The sequence below is a fragment of the Tepidibacillus fermentans genome (assembly GCF_004342885.1).
Lineage (GTDB): Bacteria > Bacillota > Bacilli > Tepidibacillales > Tepidibacillaceae > Tepidibacillus > Tepidibacillus fermentans.
In genome coordinates this window covers 48040-66437 of the sequence record NZ_SMAB01000003.1, presented here as the reverse complement: position 1 = coordinate 66437, position 18398 = coordinate 48040, and the positions used below count along the sequence as shown (strand labels likewise).

Annotated in this window: 19 protein-coding genes; 17 read left to right on the top strand and 2 right to left on the bottom strand. The window is 36.9% G+C overall.

Annotation, left to right across the window (positions count from 1 at the left end; translation table 11 throughout):
* Positions 1-69 precede the first annotated feature (69 nt).
* The 10 genes from hrcA (at position 70) to deoC (ending at position 10864) form a co-directional block, all read left to right on the top strand.
* Positions 70-1113 carry a heat-inducible transcriptional repressor HrcA gene (gene hrcA / locus EDD72_RS02980; RefSeq protein WP_132767149.1) on the top strand — a complete coding sequence of 348 codons (1044 nt, stop codon included), beginning with the start codon at positions 70-72 and terminating at the stop codon, positions 1111-1113.
* Between the two features lie 79 nt (positions 1114-1192).
* Positions 1193-2731 (top strand): TCP-1/cpn60 chaperonin family protein, encoded by a 1539-nt coding sequence (locus EDD72_RS02975; protein ID WP_132767148.1) that lies wholly within the window; start codon positions 1193-1195, stop codon positions 2729-2731.
* An 11-nt stretch (positions 2732-2742) separates the two neighbouring features.
* On the top strand, positions 2743-3318 hold the full coding sequence (grpE, locus tag EDD72_RS02970) for a nucleotide exchange factor GrpE (RefSeq protein ID WP_132767147.1): 576 nt from the start codon (positions 2743-2745) through the stop codon (positions 3316-3318).
* 29 nt (positions 3319-3347) lie between these two features.
* Positions 3348-5177: a molecular chaperone DnaK gene (gene dnaK / locus EDD72_RS02965; protein ID WP_132767146.1), complete on the top strand. Its 1830-nt coding sequence runs from the start codon at positions 3348-3350 to the stop codon at positions 5175-5177.
* A gap of 99 nt (positions 5178-5276) precedes the next feature.
* The gene (gene dnaJ, locus EDD72_RS02960) at positions 5277-6413 is read left to right on the top strand and encodes a molecular chaperone DnaJ (RefSeq protein WP_132767145.1); all 1137 of its coding nucleotides are present in this window, start codon (positions 5277-5279) and stop codon (positions 6411-6413) included.
* 53 nt (positions 6414-6466) lie between these two features.
* The gene (gene prmA, locus EDD72_RS02955; RefSeq protein ID WP_132767144.1) at positions 6467-7402 is read left to right on the top strand and encodes a 50S ribosomal protein L11 methyltransferase; all 936 of its coding nucleotides are present in this window, start codon (positions 6467-6469) and stop codon (positions 7400-7402) included.
* 18 nt (positions 7403-7420) lie between these two features.
* Positions 7421-8161, top strand: coding sequence for a 16S rRNA (uracil(1498)-N(3))-methyltransferase (locus EDD72_RS02950; RefSeq protein WP_132767143.1), 741 nt, complete (start codon positions 7421-7423; stop codon positions 8159-8161).
* A gap of 3 nt (positions 8162-8164) precedes the next feature.
* Positions 8165-9499 (top strand): tRNA (N(6)-L-threonylcarbamoyladenosine(37)-C(2))-methylthiotransferase MtaB, encoded by a 1335-nt coding sequence (gene mtaB / locus EDD72_RS02945; RefSeq protein WP_132767142.1) that lies wholly within the window; start codon positions 8165-8167, stop codon positions 9497-9499.
* A 248-nt stretch (positions 9500-9747) separates the two neighbouring features.
* Positions 9748-10176: an NUDIX hydrolase gene (locus EDD72_RS02940; protein ID WP_132767141.1), complete on the top strand. Its 429-nt coding sequence runs from the start codon at positions 9748-9750 to the stop codon at positions 10174-10176.
* A gap of 13 nt (positions 10177-10189) precedes the next feature.
* Positions 10190-10864 (top strand): deoxyribose-phosphate aldolase, encoded by a 675-nt coding sequence (gene deoC, locus EDD72_RS02935; RefSeq protein WP_132767140.1) that lies wholly within the window; start codon positions 10190-10192, stop codon positions 10862-10864.
* Positions 10865-10936: 72 nt separating this feature from the next.
* Here deoC and EDD72_RS02930 read toward each other — a convergent pair whose 3' ends face one another.
* Both EDD72_RS02930 and EDD72_RS02925 read right to left on the bottom strand, forming a co-directional pair.
* Positions 10937-11884, bottom strand: a complete 948-nt coding sequence (locus EDD72_RS02930) for a Na/Pi cotransporter family protein (protein ID WP_132767139.1) — start codon at positions 11882-11884, stop codon at positions 10937-10939.
* A gap of 58 nt (positions 11885-11942) precedes the next feature.
* Positions 11943-13178 (bottom strand): MFS transporter, encoded by a 1236-nt coding sequence (locus tag EDD72_RS02925; RefSeq protein ID WP_132767138.1) that lies wholly within the window; start codon positions 13176-13178, stop codon positions 11943-11945.
* A gap of 173 nt (positions 13179-13351) precedes the next feature.
* Here EDD72_RS02925 and EDD72_RS02920 point away from each other — a divergent pair, with 173 nt between their 5' ends.
* The 7 genes from EDD72_RS02920 (at position 13352) to yqfD (ending at position 18396) form a co-directional block, all read left to right on the top strand.
* On the top strand, positions 13352-13990 hold the full coding sequence (locus EDD72_RS02920; RefSeq protein ID WP_132767137.1) for a hypothetical protein: 639 nt from the start codon (positions 13352-13354) through the stop codon (positions 13988-13990).
* Between the two features lie 653 nt (positions 13991-14643).
* Positions 14644-15489 carry an HD-GYP domain-containing protein gene (locus EDD72_RS02915; protein ID WP_165894948.1) on the top strand — a complete coding sequence of 282 codons (846 nt, stop codon included), beginning with the start codon at positions 14644-14646 and terminating at the stop codon, positions 15487-15489.
* A gap of 98 nt (positions 15490-15587) precedes the next feature.
* On the top strand, positions 15588-15923 hold the full coding sequence (locus EDD72_RS02910; protein WP_132767135.1) for a histidine triad nucleotide-binding protein: 336 nt from the start codon (positions 15588-15590) through the stop codon (positions 15921-15923).
* A gap of 143 nt (positions 15924-16066) precedes the next feature.
* Positions 16067-16240 carry a 30S ribosomal protein S21 gene (rpsU, locus tag EDD72_RS02905; RefSeq protein WP_132767134.1) on the top strand — a complete coding sequence of 58 codons (174 nt, stop codon included), beginning with the start codon at positions 16067-16069 and terminating at the stop codon, positions 16238-16240.
* Between the two features lie 16 nt (positions 16241-16256).
* Complete coding sequence (locus tag EDD72_RS02900; protein WP_132767133.1) at positions 16257-16703, top strand: GatB/YqeY domain-containing protein; 447 nt, start codon at positions 16257-16259, stop codon at positions 16701-16703.
* A 214-nt stretch (positions 16704-16917) separates the two neighbouring features.
* On the top strand, positions 16918-17196 hold the full coding sequence (yqfC, locus tag EDD72_RS02895) for a sporulation protein YqfC (RefSeq protein ID WP_132767132.1): 279 nt from the start codon (positions 16918-16920) through the stop codon (positions 17194-17196).
* Between the two features lie 12 nt (positions 17197-17208).
* Positions 17209-18396: a sporulation protein YqfD gene (yqfD, locus tag EDD72_RS02890; protein ID WP_132767131.1), complete on the top strand. Its 1188-nt coding sequence runs from the start codon at positions 17209-17211 to the stop codon at positions 18394-18396.
* The last annotated feature ends 2 nt before the right edge of the window (positions 18397-18398 follow it).

The following is an 18398-nucleotide window of genomic DNA, read 5'->3' as shown; positions in this document are numbered from 1 at the left end:
TATTTTTTAAATAGATTTTTTAGCACTCGTTAGATGTGAGTGCTAATAATATTGATGGAGGTGGATGGTGTGCTTACGGATAGACAGAAACTGATTTTGGCTGCAGTGGTGAATAGCTATATAGAATCTGCTGAACCTGTTGGATCGAGAGCGATTTCGAAACGGCATGATATCGGTTATAGTCCGGCAACCATCCGTAATGAAATGGCTGACCTCGAAGAAATGGGTTACTTAGAGCAACCCCATACTTCAGCAGGTCGAATTCCATCCAATAAAGGATATCGGTATTATGTGGATCATTTAATCAATCCAAAGAATATCAAAATCTCTAAAGAGATACTAACGAATATAAGCCATATCTTTACGAAGCAATTTAACGAATTCGAGCAGATTTTAGAACAAACTGCTATAATTCTATCGCAAATCACCAATTATACAAGTATTATCCTTGGTCCAGAGATTTATCATACCAAGTTAAAACATGTCCAAATTGTTCCTTTATCTGATCAAAGATTAGTTGTTATTTTGGTTACTAATACTGGAAAGGTTCAACATAAAACGTTAACCATTCCGAACGAAATTTCAATCGATTCGATTGAGAAGATGGTTCGCTTCCTGAACATTAAGTTGACGGGTATTCCGTTATATCAATTAAAATCAAAAATCTTTGTTGAACTTCAGCAAGAATTGCAAAAAAACATTAGTGAATATGAACAAATGATGCAATTGATTGATCAGGCAATTCTTCAAGATCTTGATAACCAAGCTGACCATAAAATCTATGTCGGTGGGACAACAAATATCTTAAATCAACCAGAATTTAATGATATCAATACAATCAAAGATCTTTTGATGATGTTTGAAAAAACAGAAGATGTTCGAGAATTGATGAAATCCAGTCAAAAAGGAATTGAAGTGAGAATTGGCTCAGAAAATACCGTAGAAGCAGCTACTAATAGTAGCATTATTACTGCAACATATGAAGTGGATGGAGTCTTATTAGGGAAAATCGGTATTTTTGGGCCGACGAGAATGGATTACAGCCGTGTGATTCGGATTCTTGAATTTTTAACCCAAGATTTTTCAAATTTCATTACTAGATTGTATAAATAGAAGGAAAATATCCCAAAAATAATAGGGGATTTATGGAAATGGGGAATTTTCCCCATTTTCAATTGAAAGGATGACATGAATGAGCAAGCAAAACCAAACCGGCCATGATTATGATGACCGCTTGACTGTTTTACATACCAATGTAAACGCGATTAAAGCTGTGGCGTCTGCGGTTGAAGGAACACTAGGCCCAAAAGGTTTGGATACGATGCTGGTGGATGAAAATGGTCAAGTAATCGTTACAAATGATGGGGTAACGATCTTAGAGAAGATGGAAGCGAGTCATCCTGCAGCGAAGATGCTGATACAAGTAGCCAGGTCACAGCAAAATGAAATTGGTGATGGCACAACGACGGCTACGGTTCTAGCTAGTGAATTATTAACTGAAGCAGTAAACCAAGTAAATCGCGGTGTGCCAGTTGCAAAAGTTATCGCTGGAATGAAAAAGGGAATCGACTATGCAATCGATCTTATCCGATCGAAAGTGCGGATGATTGCTGATTTATCCGAATCATCATTACGTCAAGTGGCTTATATTGCTGGACGGGAACATGAAGATATTGCTGAGTTAATCATAGATGCCGCTAGGTTAATGACAAAAGAAAAACTGCTTAATCCTGAATATAAATTCGCTGAATCGATTATGGCTTATGAAGGAACGGAGAATGAATTAATCTCTGGTTTGATCCTCAGCAAAAAACGGATGAATATCCAGATGCCTAAGAAATTGATCAATGCAAACATTTTGGTGATTGAAGATGCATTTGAACCTGAAGATATTGATGACGAAGCATTAGGTACAGAAGTTGGTTTTCGCAAATATTTAGAATATAAAGCTGAATTCCAAAAGAATTTAGTAAAAATTCCTTTATTAGGGGTCAACGTGATTGCCGTTGATCGAGGCGTTGATCCTTTAGCAGAGGAATATTGTATTGATCATGGAATTATGGTGATACAAAGGTTGTCAAGGCAAGATTTAAAGCGTCTCGTTGAACATACAGGTGCGAAAACAATCAAACGCACAGGTCTTCATAAGGAAGTGGAGGAACTAAAAGCATATGTTGGCCATGCTGAAGAAGTACTAGAGGATCAAATGTTACAGAAAATAAGAATCATAGGTGGTAAAGGAAAGCCAATGGCCACGATTCTTGTTGGAGCATCTACAGGCGAAATTGTTGAAGAAAGAGAGCGAATTGCGAAAGATGCAGCCTCATCCGTACAAGCAGCTATTCGTGGGGGATATGTTCCAGGTGGTGGTGCAATCGAATTTTGGGCAGCTAGAGAAATTGAAAAGTTAATAGAACAAGTTCAGGGAATGGAAGGCCATGGTCTGCAAGTGGTTGCAACCGCTTTGCGAAAGCCAATGGCTCAGATCATCTGGAACGCAGGATTTAATCCATTGGAAAAGCTGGAAGAGGTGAAAGTTGCTCAAAATAAACAAAAGAAAGACTCCTTAGGAATTCATGCTGATACGGGTAAAGTGATCGATATGGAAGAGGTTGGAGTCATTGATCCATCTCTCGTTAAAATTCATGCCTTGAGGGCTGCTGGAGAGATTGCAGAGGCGATTCTTCGCATTCAAACCATTATAAAAATGAGATCTGTTGACCATGATTAGGAGGTGACTCAATGACAGAAAAAACGAAGGACCAATCTACAGTGATGTCAGAGGAAATGGAAAAAGAAGAAACGAAGAAGAATGAATCAGTCGATGCTGATAAGGAAGAAACTCAAAAAGAAATCATTGAACAAACAGATGATGAGGTTAATACCTTAAAACAAACGATTGATGAGTTGCAAAATAAACTTTTACGTGTACATGCAGATTTTGATAATTTTCGAAAAAGAACGAGACTTGAAAAAGAAGAAACGGCTAAATACGCCGCCGCCCGCTTAGTAGAAGCATTATTACCTGCCTATGATAATCTTCAAAGGGCGGTTAGTTCGAGTAAAGAAACCCAAAACTTTGAATCTCTTGTTCAAGGAATAGAAATGGTTTATCGACAAATTGAACAAGTTCTAAACCAAGAAGGACTTCAACCGATTGAAGCAGTTGGTCAACCATTCAATCCTGAACTTCATCAAGCAGTTATGCAAGTCCAAACAGATGAATATGAATCAGGGGTTGTAGTTGAAGAATTACAAAAAGGATATAAATTCAAAGATAAAGTTCTTCGACCCTCAATGGTTAAAGTAAATGCATAAAAGAAAAATGAAATAGGAGGTAATCGATCATGGGAAAAGTAATAGGAATTGACTTAGGAACTACTAACTCTTGTGTCGCAGTATTAGAAGGTGGAGAACCTGTTGTCATACCAAATGCTGAAGGTAACCGTACAACTCCATCCGTCGTTGCTTTCACCAAAGATGGGCAACGATTAGTTGGGGAAGTAGCAAAACGTCAAGCGATTACAAATCCAAATACAGTCATCTCGATTAAACGCCATATGGGTACAAACTATAAAGTAAATATTGATGGTAAAGAATATACACCACAAGAAATATCTGCAATTATCCTTCAAAAATTAAAGGCTGATGCCGAGGCTTACTTAGGAGAAAAAATTACTCAAGCTGTCATTACGGTTCCTGCTTACTTCAACGATAGCCAACGTCAAGCAACGAAAGATGCAGGTAAAATTGCTGGCTTAGAAGTGTTGAGAATTATTAACGAACCAACTGCTGCGTCTCTCGCTTATGGTTTAGATAAAGAAGAAGACCAAACCATCCTTGTTTATGACCTTGGTGGTGGAACCTTTGACGTATCGATTCTTGAATTAGGAGATGGAATCTTCGAAGTAAAAGCTACCAGTGGAGATAACCGACTTGGTGGCGACGATTTTGACCAAGCCATAATCGATTATTTAATCGATATTTTTAAGAAAGAAAATGGGATTGACTTAAGCCAAGATAAAATGGCTTTACAACGTTTAAAAGATGCTGCTGAGAAAGCGAAAAAAGAACTTTCTGGAGTTTTAACAACTACTATCTCATTACCATTTATCACTGCAGATGCAACAGGTCCAAAACACTTAGAAGTCAACTTAACTCGTGCCAAATTTGAAGAGTTAACTGCAGATTTAGTTGAAAGAACAATGGGCCCAACTCGTCAAGCATTACAAGATGCAGGATTAACACCAAACGATATCGATAAAGTCATCCTTGTTGGTGGATCAACACGGATTCCTGCTGTTCAAGAAGCGATTAAGAAGTTCATTGGGAAAGAACCATATAAAGGGGTGAACCCAGATGAAGTTGTTGCTATTGGTGCAGCGATTCAGGCAGGAGTTCTTACGGGTGATGTGAAGGACGTTGTTTTACTTGACGTTACACCATTATCCTTAGGTATTGAAACCCTTGGTGGAGTATTTACCAAATTAATCCCAAGAAATACAACGATCCCAACAAGTAAATCACAAATTTTCTCTACCGCTGCTGACAATCAGACATCTGTAGATATTCATGTTCTTCAAGGAGAACGTGAAATGGCAGCTTATAACAAAACATTAGGTCGTTTCCAATTACATGATATTCCACCAGCACCACGTGGAATTCCACAAATTGAAGTTACTTTTGATATTGACGCTAACGGTATTGTAAATGTATCTGCAAAAGATCTAGGTACAGGTAAGAGTCAAAAAATTACCATCACTTCTTCTAGCGGTTTAAGCCAAGAAGAAATCGAAAGAATGGTGAAAGAGGCTGAATCACACGCTGAAGAAGACCGTAAACGCAAAGAAGAAGTTGAAATTCGTAACCAAGCCGACTCCATGATTTATCAAACGGAAAAAACACTCAAAGACTTAGAAGGAAAAATCGATAAAGCGGAGATTGACAAGGCAAATGAAGCAAAAGAAGCTTTGAAGAAAGCACTAGAAGGTAATAATATCGAAGAAATCAAGGCAGCAAATGAAAAACTTGCTGGCATTGTACAACAACTTTCTGTGAAACTCTATGAACAAGCACAAGCACAAAATGCACAAGGGACAACGAATAATCAATCTCAAAATAAAGAGAATGTTGTTGACGTCGATTATGAAGAAGTAAAAGATGACAAGAAAGAATAATATTGCATACTGTAAATAAAAGGAGAAAGTCAAAGTCGTGTTTCTTGGCTTTGGCTTTTCTCTTGTTTTCATCAATATGAAAAGAACGGTGGTGATTCGATGAGTAAACGAGACTATTACGAAGTCTTAGGAGTCAGTAAAAACGCCACTGAGGATGAAATAAAAAAGGCATACCGCAAATTGGCTCGTCAATATCATCCTGATGTGAATAAAGAACCTGATGCAGTAGAGAAATTTAAAGAAGTAAAAGAAGCATATGAGGTTCTAAGTGATCCAAATAAAAGAGCCCGCTATGACCAGTTTGGTCATGAAGATCCTACTGCTGGATTTGGTGGCGGAGGATTTGGTGGCGGTGGTTTTAGCAGTGCTGATTTTGGAGATTTTGGCGATATCTTCGATATGTTTTTCGGTGGTGGAAGGAGACAACGTAACCCCAATGCACCAAGAAGAGGTGCTGATCTCCAATATAGTATGACATTAGAATTCAAGGAAGCTGTTTTCGGAAAAGAAACAGATATCACCATTCCACGGGAAGAAGAATGTGATACTTGTCATGGTACAGGGGCAAAACCAGGAACCAAAGTAGAAACCTGTTCCGTATGTAAAGGAACTGGACAACAAGAAGTAGTTCAGAATACCCCATTTGGTCGAATTGTAAATCGTCGAATTTGTACAGCATGTCAAGGAAAAGGAAAAATCATTCCCCATAAATGTACGGATTGCTATGGAACAGGTCGTGTGAAGAAGAATAAAAAAATTCATGTGAAAATTCCTGCAGGAGTGGATGATGGTTCGCAATTGCGGGTAAGTGGGGAAGGAGAACCTGGGGTAAATGGAGGACCACCTGGTGATTTATTTATTCTCTTACATGTCAAACCTCACGATTTCTTTGAAAGAGATGGAGATAATATTTACTGTGAAGTCCCACTAACCTTTGCACAGGCAGCATTAGGAGATGAGATCGAAGTTCCTACTCTTGATGGTCGAGTGAAATTAAAAATACCTGCAGGGACACAAACCGGAACCAGTTTTCGTTTAAAAGGAAAAGGAGTACCCCACCTACGTTTTGGTGGTAGAGGAGATCAGCATGTAAAGGTTGTTGTCGTGACTCCTACGAATTTAACAGAGCGACAAAAAGAATTACTAAGGGAATTAGGTAATCTCAGTGGTGAGGAAACCCACCAGCAATCCAAATCCTTTTTTGAGCGTATGAAAAAAGCCTTTATGGGGGAATAACCCCCATTTTTCTTCTTTTAATTGAATGGAAACTTTAGGAGGAATGAACGTTTATGAAATGGTCCGAAATTACAATTCATACGACACAAGAAGCAATCGAAGCGGTTGCGAATATTCTTCACGAGGCAGGTGCTGGTGGAGTTATTATTGAAGACCCAGAAGTTCTTGAGCGAGAGTGGGAATCTCCTTATGGTGAGGTGTACGAACTTTCTCCTGAAGATTTTCCAGAGGAAGGTGTTTATGTCAAAGCATATTTTCCGCTTAATAGTTATCTCATGGAAACGGTTGAGCAAATTAAATCAGCGATTAATAATCTATTAACTTATGATATTAACATTGGGGCAGGACATGTATCCATTTCTGAAGTGAATGAAGAAGATTGGGCTTCAGGATGGAAAAAATACTACAAACCCGTTCAGGTTTCTGAGAAAATCTTAATCACTCCAACATGGGAAGAAGTAGAAGAAAAACCAGGTCAACATGTCATTGAATTAGATCCGGGGATGGCCTTTGGAACAGGAACCCATCCTACAACAGTGATGTGTATTCAAGCATTAGAAAAAGTGATTAATGGGGATGAAAAAGTGATTGATGTTGGATGTGGTACAGGTGTCTTGAGTATCGCTGCTGCAAAATTGGGAGCAAAACATGTATTAGCACTTGATTTAGATGAAGTTGCGGTAAAAAGTGCAAAATTAAATATAAAGCTAAATCACGTTGATCAAATGGTTGAGGTAAAACAAAATAACTTATTAGATCATATCGAGGATCAAGTGGAAATCGTTGTTGCAAATATTTTGGCAGAGGTTATTCTACGTTTCGTCAATGATGTAGCAAGGGTACTCAAACCAAATGGCTACTTTATTGCTTCTGGAATTATCCAATCCAAAAGTGAATTGGTAAAAGAAGTAATTGAACGGGAAGGTTTGGTTATTGAGGAAACACTTACACAGGAAGATTGGATAGCTTTTATTGCAAAAAAAGTATAAGATAGTAGGGATATAGAAATGCAAAGATATTTTGTTCATAAGGACCAATTTTTGGATGATCAGGTATTCATCAAGGGAGATGATGTAAAACATATCAGCAAAGTTTTGCGATTAAAACAAGGGGATATGATCATCTGCTCTAATGGTGAGGGTTTGGATGTTCTAGGGAAAATAAAAAAAATCGAGCGAGACCAAGTTATCTGCAATATCGAAGAAGTGATTCAAGAAAACAACGAATCTCCTTTCGAAGTGATCTTGGCACAAGGATTACCAAAAGGAGATAAGATGGATTGGATTATCCAAAAAGGGACAGAGATTGGCGTCACATCATTTCTCCCATTCACATCCGAAAGAACAATTGTCCAGTTGGATGAAAATAAAGAACAAAAGCGTTTAGAGCGCTGGCGTAAAATTGCTAAAGAAGCGGCTGAGCAAGCTCATCGAAGTGCAATTCCCAAAATTCATCCCGTTTTGACCTGGGAAGGATTATTAGATTTAATACAGAAAGAGTTTACGCTTATTGCCTATGAACAGGAAAATACCATAACTTTATATCAAGCTCTATCAAAGAATTCAGAACAAAAGAGATTGCTGCTAGTAATCGGCCCTGAAGGGGGATTTTCCACTCATGAAGTACAAGAAGCAATAAAAAGGGGAGCCATATCAATTTCCTTAGGGAAACGAATTTTGCGTACGGAAACAGCTGGACTTGTGGGGGTTGCCAATATACTCTATCATCTAGAAGGAAAGCGAGGATAAACATTGACTACCATTGCATTTCATACTCTAGGATGTAAAGTAAATCAATACGAAACAGAAGCAATCTACCAGTTGTTCAGAAAGCATGGTTATGAGCGAGTTGATTTTGATAAAAAAGCGGATGTTTATGTGATCAATACTTGTACCGTAACGAATACGGGAGATAAAAAAAGTAGACAAGTGATTCGAAGAGCGATTAAAAGAAACCCAGACGCAGTAATCGTGGTGACGGGATGCTATGCCCAGATTGCACCTGGTGACGTTCTCGATATTCCCGGGGTAGATATTGTTGTTGGCAATCAGGGGCGTGAGAAGATTGTTGAATACGTAGAGGAATATCGACGGAAAAGAGAGCCGATCAATGCCGTCTACAATATTATGAAGACAAAAGAATTTGAGGAATTAGATGTACCTTCTTTTTCAGACCGAACAAGGGCATCATTAAAGATCCAAGAAGGGTGCAATAACTTCTGCACCTTCTGTATCATTCCGTGGGCTCGAGGTTTATTACGAAGTCGGAAACCAGAGAACGTATTGAAACAGGCTAGACAATTAGTTGCCGCAGGATATAAAGAGATTGTTTTAACGGGTATTCACACAGGAGGATATGGAGAGGATTTAGAAGATTATAGTCTGGCGAAATTGCTAAAAGAGCTTGATCAAGTAGAAGGATTAAAACGCATTCGAATTAGCTCGATTGAGGCTAGCCAGATTACGGATGAAATACTAGAAGTATTAAAAAATTCTACAAGTATTGTTCGTCATCTTCACATTCCATTGCAAGCCGGAGATGATGAAGTATTACAACGAATGAAACGCAACTATACAACGGAAGAATATCGGAATAAGATCATGGAAATTCGCAAGGTTTTACCCGATGTTGCGATTACTACAGATGTCATTGTCGGTTTTCCAGGTGAAACAGAAGAGCAATTCCTAAATGGTTATCGTTTTATGGAAGAGCTGGAATTTGCAGAAATGCATGTTTTCCCTTATTCCAAACGATCTGGAACTCCAGCAGCGAAAATGCCAGATCAGGTTCCCGAAGAGGTAAAACATGAACGAGTGCAAAAACTCATTGAATTATCCAACTGGCTAAAGATGAAATATGCGAACAAGTTCTTAAGACAAATTTTGGAGGTTATTCCAGAAACACCATATAAAGAAGATCCAAATAGCGGACTTTATACAGGTTACTCTGATAATTATCTCCATGTCGCTTTTAAAGGAACGCAAGATATAGTTGGTAAGATATGTAAAGTGAGAATCGACCGTGTTGGTCTAGAATATTGCCATGGAACACTTGTCCAAGTTGAAGAAGAAACAGCAGTGAGCTAACATCGAAGGTGATCTCAACGGATCACCTTTTTTGTACTTTTTAATTATGAAATCGCTTTGTCTAGATCATCTTAAGATATAAAAAAACTTCTATCGAAGTCTTTTCGAAGATGTAGTCGAGTTCTTCTTTAAAGGTAGTTTTTTATGCCGATCATTCAAGTTTAACTCAGATTTATTACTTTAAAGAAGTTAAACTTTCCGATGTGGTAAGAAAATATACAATTTGATGGTAAGGAGGGAAAAAATTTATGAAGGAAGTATCTGCTGGGGGAGTTGTTTTCTTTCGAGGAGAAACTACACAGCTGTTAATGATTGTTGATCGATGTCATAAATGGACTTTGCCCAAAGGAAAAGTTGAAAAAGGTGAATCTTATTCGGAAACAGCAATACGAGAAATACAGGAAGAAACTGGAATTGAAGGGGAAATTGTCAAGCCACTCGAAAAAGTATATTATGAATACTATCATCCAGTTCATGGCAAAGTGGAGAAAGAGGTTTATTATTATTTGGTCGAGGCAAAAAATTATTTATTAAAAGTTCAAGAAAGTGAAATTAATCAAGCAAAGTGGTTGAGCTTAGAAGAAGCTTGGGAAAAACAAAAAAACTCAGGCTATGATAATAATCTTTCGATCATGAAACAAGCTTTAAGGGAACTAGGATACGAAAATTTACAGTAGGGGGAATTGAAAAATGAATTCAAAAGAACTAGCGAGAATGATTGATCACACGTTATTAAAACCGGATGCTACTGCAGAGATGATTGATCAGCTATGTAAGGAAGCAAAGATATATGAATTTGCTTCTGTTTGTATCAACCCATATTGGGTAACGCGAGCTTATCAACAATTAAAAGATACAGATGTGAAAGTTTGTACTGTAATTGGTTTTCCTTTAGGTGCAACCACGAAAGAAGTTAAGGCTTTTGAAACCAAAAAATGTATTGAAGAAGGTGCTACAGAAGTAGATATGGTTTTAAATATTGGTGCCTTAAAATCAAAACAGTATGACGTAGTAGAAGAAGATATTCGTGCTGTGGTTGAAGCGGCAAAGGGAAAAGCACTAGTTAAGGTGATTATTGAAACGGGGATCTTAACTGATGAAGAAAAAGTAAAAGCCTGTGAAATTAGTAAAAAGGTTGGTGCCGATTTTGTAAAAACTTCTACCGGTTTTGGCCATGGTGGAGCTACATACGAAGATATTAAACTGATGAGGAAAACTGTTGGTCCTGATATGGGCGTCAAAGCTTCGGGTGGTGTTCGAGATATTGAAGGAGCGTTAAAGATGATCGAAGCAGGTGCTAACCGAATTGGGACAAGTTCAGGTGTAGCGATTGTGAATGGGTTAAGAGGGGAAAGCGATTATTAAGATTTTAGCGATTTTATAGAAAAAGCCGAGGATCGAACACTCGGCTTTTTTTGATGGATACCCCACTCTTTCTTATTTCGGAGCTAAAAAGAGTGTGAGCCTAGCAAAAGGTTTAGCAAAAGGAAGAACAACTAAAGAGCTAAGGAGATTGAAAATCAGCTGGAAATGGGCAATTTGCGCTGGTGGATAAGTAGTTAAGTGAGTAACTACAAACACAAATTCTGGGATGAGAGGATAAAAGATTGCAACACCAAGAACGTTAAGCAGTAAATGTGCAGTTGCTACTTGTTTTCCTTCTTTATTTCCACCTATACTTGCCAAAATTGCAGTAATACAGGTTCCAATATTAGCTCCTAATACGATGGCTAAGCCAAAATTTAAGGGAATCGCAGAACCATAAAACATTCCCATCGTCATTGCGATCGTTGCACTGCTCGATTGGACAATCGATGTCATCATGATTCCAATCAGCAATCCAATCAAATCCTGATGTTCCGGGTAAGAAAGAAGTGTTTGTAGCCAACCTGTATGCTTTATGGGTTCGGAAATCATTTGCAATGCATCCATTCCTAGGAAGATGATAGCAAATCCTCCAAGAAATAGACCAATCGCTCGAATTTTTGGATAAGGGAATAAAAAGAAGATTGCCCCAATTAATAGAAGGGGAACTGAAATTCGACTGATTTCCAATGCAAGTAACTCTACAGTTGCTACAGTGCCCAGATTCGTTCCTAAAATGATTCCAATCGTTTGGAAAAAGTCCATCATTCCCGCATTGATAAGGCCAATGGTAAGTACGGTAACAGCACTACTGCTTTGTAATAAGAGAGTAGCGATTGTACCAGTAAAAAAACCATGATAAGGCGTTTTCGTAAATTGATAGATAAACTGTTGTAAATGTTCACCAGATAATTTATCCAAACCGATTCTCATGATCTTCATTCCGAACATGAAAAATGCAAGACCGGTGGCCAAAGGAATCATGATTTCTCTCATCATTAGTATTTCGCCCCTATTCATTGTCCAATCATTCTATTTTTATGAATCATTTGGACAATTAGAACAGGGCGAGACGTTATTATTTAATCATACGAAGGCGGCCAAACCAGGAATATAAAATATTGATAAAAATGATGAAAGCAGCAATATGAAAAACCCATTGTGCTGAAAATGTGGTAGCGATCCAACCAGCGACTATCATTGCAACCGGAGAAAATAGATTCACCAAAACACGGCTTGATGTCATCACCCTTCCAAATAAATGGGGTGGAATAATTTCCTGACGATAAGCCATCATATTGACATTTACGATAATACCAATCATCAGTAACAAAGAATAGGAGAGCGTAAAGGTAACTAATGATTGATTCAACACTAAAAGCAAAATGGCAAGGAAAACCCCTATACTCCCCAATCGAATCATCTTTCCTTTCGTCAGGACGTTTTTTAAATGTTTAAGATTTAATGTCGTTAATGTTGCTACGATCCCACTTACCCAGAAAATCGTTGAGGTTTGTTCTGGACCATATCCCAATACTTCTTTACTCTGAAAAATAAACAGTGTCGAGACCATATAGATACCGATATTCATAAAGGTACTAAATAAAGCAATAGGGAACAGAATCTGATGGTGAAAAAGATAATGAAATCCCTCTTTCATATCGTCTATAATCTTATCAACATTCATCTTTTCACTAGCATAGCCCGAATCATTCGGTAAGAAGCTAAGAATAATTCCAGATATGATAAAAGATAAACCATTTAAACCAATGGTTCCTTTTGCTCCGATCCAACCAATAAAGACTCCTGACAAAAAGGGACCTACTAATCTCATTAAGGTAGCAACAAATGTTAGATTTGCATTGGCTTCAACTAAAAGATCTTTAGGAACGATCTGAGACAAATAACCTTGAGAAGAAGAGTCAAATAGTAGTGTCAATCCTGAAAGTAAAAATGTAACCACATAGATATGAAAGATTTCAATTTTCTCATGATAAGCTAAGACTGTAATGGCAAGGATCAGAATCCCTCTGAACCAATCCGCAAGAATCATCAGCTTCTTTCTCGATTTCTGGTCGACGTATACCCCAATGAAAGGGCCAAAGAGTATTTCTGGTAAAATTTCCAATGATAAAGTAATCGCCGTATATAAGGCTGAATGACTGATTTCAAGTACGAGCCAAGGTAAAGCTAATAAATAAAGTTTATCCCCTAATTGGGAAATGAATCGGCCTATCCATAATAAACGAAAAGGAGGATTGATTAATTTTCTTTTAGATGAATATTCTAGTTTCATTTGTTGTTCGGTTTGCATACTTTCCCTCTCTTTGAAAATGATAAATACTTGATAAGTTTATATTCCATAATGAATCTCCTAATTCCTTTAATATTGAAAAAATCAGTTGACAATTTTAACTAAAATATGACAACTTATTAATAAAAGAATCTTTTTTTTTTATTAGAGAGATAGGATAAGGGGATGGAGAAATGAGCAAAACCCTATCATTAGAATTAGAAAAACAATTTCGTTCATTAAAAAATGTACATAACGCTCATGTTGATTTTGACGAACAAGGGGAAGTTATTGCGATTGGGATTTTTAGCGACGGGAACCGTCATCCAAAAGAAATTAAACGAGATGTAGAAGAAATCTTTCGTAATGTGGCAGGTTACCGTGTGAATCATAATAAGATTAGTATTGTGGAACAAAACCTCGAGGATAAATCGAATATAGAGGAACGAAGAATTCGTTTTATCACCGCCTATCAAGTGCAGAAAGCAAATGAAGTAGTTGAAGGATTCGTCCAATTAGAATACAATGGTCAATTGATTATTGAGAGTATTGAAGCCCATCCATTCGAAATGGATTTAGAATACATGATTGCAAACGCTGCTGCAGCAGCTATCATGCGAATTTTGAACCAGTATAGTATTCGTATCGATCAGGTTAAAGAGGTTCAGATGGGACAAGTAGATGTCATTGTAGTAACGTTAACAGTGATTCATCGTCCCTCTAGTGCGGGGAGTATGTTTGTAGGATCAGTGATTAAAACCAAAGATTTACTATCATCCATTGCTAAAGCGACATTAGATGCGTTAAACCGCAGGATGGATCAATTGATGTAAGGTATCCAGTTTGCATAGCATAACGAGAGCAGAGCAGAACAACGAGATGAGCCGAACTTGAAATGGAAAAATCTATTTTAAGGGAGGTCATCGATATGTTAAAAATGATCAAGAAGATCATGAAATCCAATAAGAACGCTAACGTTTCTTATGGGGATATTTTAGCCTGGGGTTAATTTAATAAAGTAACTCGTTATGCTATGTATTTAAAATAGAGGTGTTCTATGAGATACAGTCTAAAAATATACGTAGGAACTATTTACTTACTTTTTTTTATTTCATTATATTATTTTTGGAATGGGTATGATTTTAAACAGGTAATTGAAACAATCGGTTTTATTATTTTAATATTCTTATTTAATCTAGATATAATAAGAGATTTACAAAGTAATGCTATATATATAACTGTTTTACCCTTTGTAGCACCCTCTTTAGTCTTTTTGGAACCATTTTATGCCATGGTATTTATCTCAATTTCAACTATGTTAATATTTCGCAAACTCGTATGGTATAAAATCTTATTTAACTCGTCAATGTATGGTCTAATAATCCTTATTTCATCATTATTATTTCATCATTTCTTCCCAATTTTTGATAACAGTATATCTATCTTCTCAGCGTCGTTTTTTATACTTATTATTTTAATTAGCCTAATGACTACAATCATGACTAATATATTTGTGTTTATTGCTGTTGCATTAGAAAAAGGAAAGTTTGATATAAATGTTCTGATTGCTTTTATATCTTCAACAAAATCCGCTTTAATCACTGTTTTTCTAGGTTTAATCAATGTCGTTTTATTTTACTATTTCAATATTGTAGGTGTGGCGATCTTTACCTTTTTAATCTATTTTATTAAGCCAGCCTTACAGTATCGAGAAATATTCGACAATGAACTTTCAACGTATACCAATTTTGTTCTACATATTCTAAAGCAAATGGATCCGATCACTCATAGCCATTCAGAACGGGTAAAGTTTTGGACCGTATTATTGGCTAATAAAATGGGTTTACCGCAAGCGGAAATACGGCAACTATCTCAGGCTGCGTCGTGGCATGACATTGGTAAAATTGAAATTCCCTATGAAATACTGAATAAACCTAATAAATTGACCCAAATGGAATATGAGATTATCAAAAGTCATCCAGAAAAAGGGTATCAATTAGTGAAAGACATGCACTTTTTTAAGAAATTCTTACCTGTAATTCGTCATCACCATGAAAAATATGATGGGACAGGCTATCCTTTAGGATTAAAAGGAGAAAAGATACCCCTTCATGCCAGAATTATGGCGGTGACCGATGCTTTTGATGCAATGACAGCAGATCGTTCCTACCGAGTGGGGATGCCGATGAAAGATGCTGTTGATGAATTAATTCGTTACTCAGGAACGCAATTTGACCCAGAAATTGTCCAAGTGTTTGTTGAGGCACTAAAAGAAGAGTATGGAGCTAATTATGAGAAATTTGATAAAACCATCATGATGAACGTCTCTTAATAAATGACGTTCTTTTATTTATGTTTTTTTGTTTTGTCTTGTTTTATGATAAAATGTTAATTATTGTATATCTAATCTGAAGATTAAGGGGGATAAAGATGAGCGATTGTATCTTTTGTAAAATTGTTGATGGGGAGATTCCAGCAAACAAAGTATACGAAGATGAGCATTTTCTTGCCTTTCATGATATTCGTCCAAAGGCTAAGATTCATGTGTTAGTCATCCCTAAAAAACACATACCTACGTTTATGGACATTCAGGAAGAAGATTTAACTCTGATCGGAAAGCTTCATCAAGTGATTCAAACTGTCGCAAAAAAATTAGAAATCGATGAAACAGGTTTTCGTGTGATTAATAACTGCAAAGAACATGGCGGTCAAGAAGTATACCATCTCCATTACCATGTACTAGGAGGAGAAAAATTACCGATCTGAGGAAGTTGACACTGTTAAAATTAGTATAATATAATTTATTTTGTTATACTTTGTTTTTGGTGATAATCAGACAGTAAGATTGTCTAGGTTCCCCAAAGTGAAACAAGGTATTCTGCATGGTAATCGTGGAGGGAGGGAAAAGAATGTCAGAAATTCGCGTAAGAAAAAACGAATCAATCGATAGTGCTCTTCGTCGTTTTAAGCGTACAATCTCAAAGGATGGCGTACTCGCTGAGGTCAAAAAGCGCAGACACTATGAAAAACCAAGCGTAAAGCGGAAGAAGAAATCTGAGGCTGCGCGCAAACGGAAGTATTAAGGAGGGGGAACTGACTATGTCGTTGATGGAACGTATTAATGAAGATATGAAACAAGCGATGAAGAACAAAGACAAGTTAAGACTCTCTGTCATCCGTATGATTCGTTCTGCTATTAAGTATGCAGAAATCGAACAGAAAACGACGGCACTTTCTGATGAGCAAATCATTGACGTTCTGACTCGTGAAGTGAAACAAAGACGCGATTCCCTCCAAGAGTTTGAGAAAGCAGGTCGTGAAGATCTGGTTGAAAATGTGAAAGCTGAGCTTAAAATCCTACAGGAATATCTCCCCAAACAGTTATCCGAGGATGAGTTAAAAGCAATCGTACAGGAAGTTATTGATCAAGTTGGAGCAAAGACAAAGGCTGATATGGGAAAAGTTATGGGAGTTTTAATGCCAAAAGTTAAAGGGCGTGCAGATGGAAAACTTGTAAATCAACTTGTACAACAACAATTATCTTAACGAAGATACGTCTAGGTTTTTGAACCTAGGCGTTTTTTAATGCCTTACAAAACATGAAATGCTTGTATATAGGTTGGTATATTCCAACGCGCTCCTTTGTCCGTGTATACACTCCCAAAAGTCGCTGCTTATGGAATATACCAACCACTTTTTTTAATCATAAATTCCTCATAAAACGCATAATGGTTTAAGAGAAAGAGAGGAGGCTTGGCACGTGAAAAAGCTTCATAGAAGATTGAGACAACTAACCGTAAAACAACTTGAATTGCCAAAGGATGTAATCTTTGATTTACCAAGGATTACGATGATTGCTTCCTATCAAATGTATATTGAGAATCATCGGGGAGTGGTTCAATTCACAGATCAATACTTACATTTACGATTGAGTAAAGGAGAACTCAAAATTTACGGGAATCAATTAGTCATACGTGCCATTTTGCCAGAGGATGTCTTTGTGGAAGGGCTAATCCGATCAATTGAATATATAGATTAGGAGGAATTATTTTTGAATGTTCGGGGAGTAAAATGGATAAAAGGGTACGTTACATGTACAATTCGCGGGAAATATATAGAACGATTTATTAATGTAGCTGTAAAGGAAAAACTAGAGTTTTGGGATTTTCGTTTACTTGAGAACGGTTACGCCTCCTTTTCCATTTCTTTAGCTGATTTTTTTAAATTAAGACCTATTTTAAAGAAAACATATACAAAGGTACATGTGCAGCAAAAAATTGGACTACCTTTTATTCTTGCTAAATTAGGAAAAAGAAAAGGAGTTGCAACAGGACTCATCTTCTTTTTCTTATTATTATATTTACTTTCTTCGATGATCTGGTCGATCCATATTGAAGGAAATAAAATGATGAAAGAAGAAGAGGTATATCAAGCCCTTTACGAACTGGGAATCCATCGAGGAATGTTTAAATATCAATTACCAAAATATGAACTTCTTCAGGAACAATTAGAAGCGAAATTAGAACAAGCTTCATGGGTCGGGGTGAAAGTAAAAGGAACACAACTTCAGATTACGATTGCTGAGAAGGTAATACCACCAAAAACAACTCCAATTGGTCCACAACATATTGTTTCTAGTAAGAACGCAGTTATTACAAAAATCCTCGCAAAAAAAGGAGTTCCCCTCGTTGAAGTAAATGATCGTGTGAAAAAAGGAGATATTTTAATTTCAGGATTACTGGGGAAAGATGAAAATCAACAACCAGTTGCAGCGAATGGTGAAGTAAGGGGAATCGTTTGGTATCACTCGTACGTGACCATTCCCTTAAAACAACAATGGCGAGAATATACAGGACAATATATTGAAAGAGAATATTTGACTTTGGGAAAACGGATGATAAAAATAAAAGGACAAAAAGAGATTCCTTATCCAACTTATCAATCGATTTATGAACAAAAGATGGTTCAGTTTAAAAACTATAAACTCCCTGTTACCTTGGTAAGGGAAAGGGTTTTAGAATATAATGAAAAAGATAGGAACATTTCCGAAAATGACGCCGTAAAATTAGGGATTGAACAAGCAAAAAAGGATTTATTTCGTAAAATTGCAGCTGGTAGTGAAATCAAGAGTGAAAAAGTTTTGCACCAAACGACAGACCATGGTAAAGTTATCTTACAAATACTTTTTGAAGTAGACGAAGATATTACAACTACAATACCAATTGTTCAAGGAGAATGAGG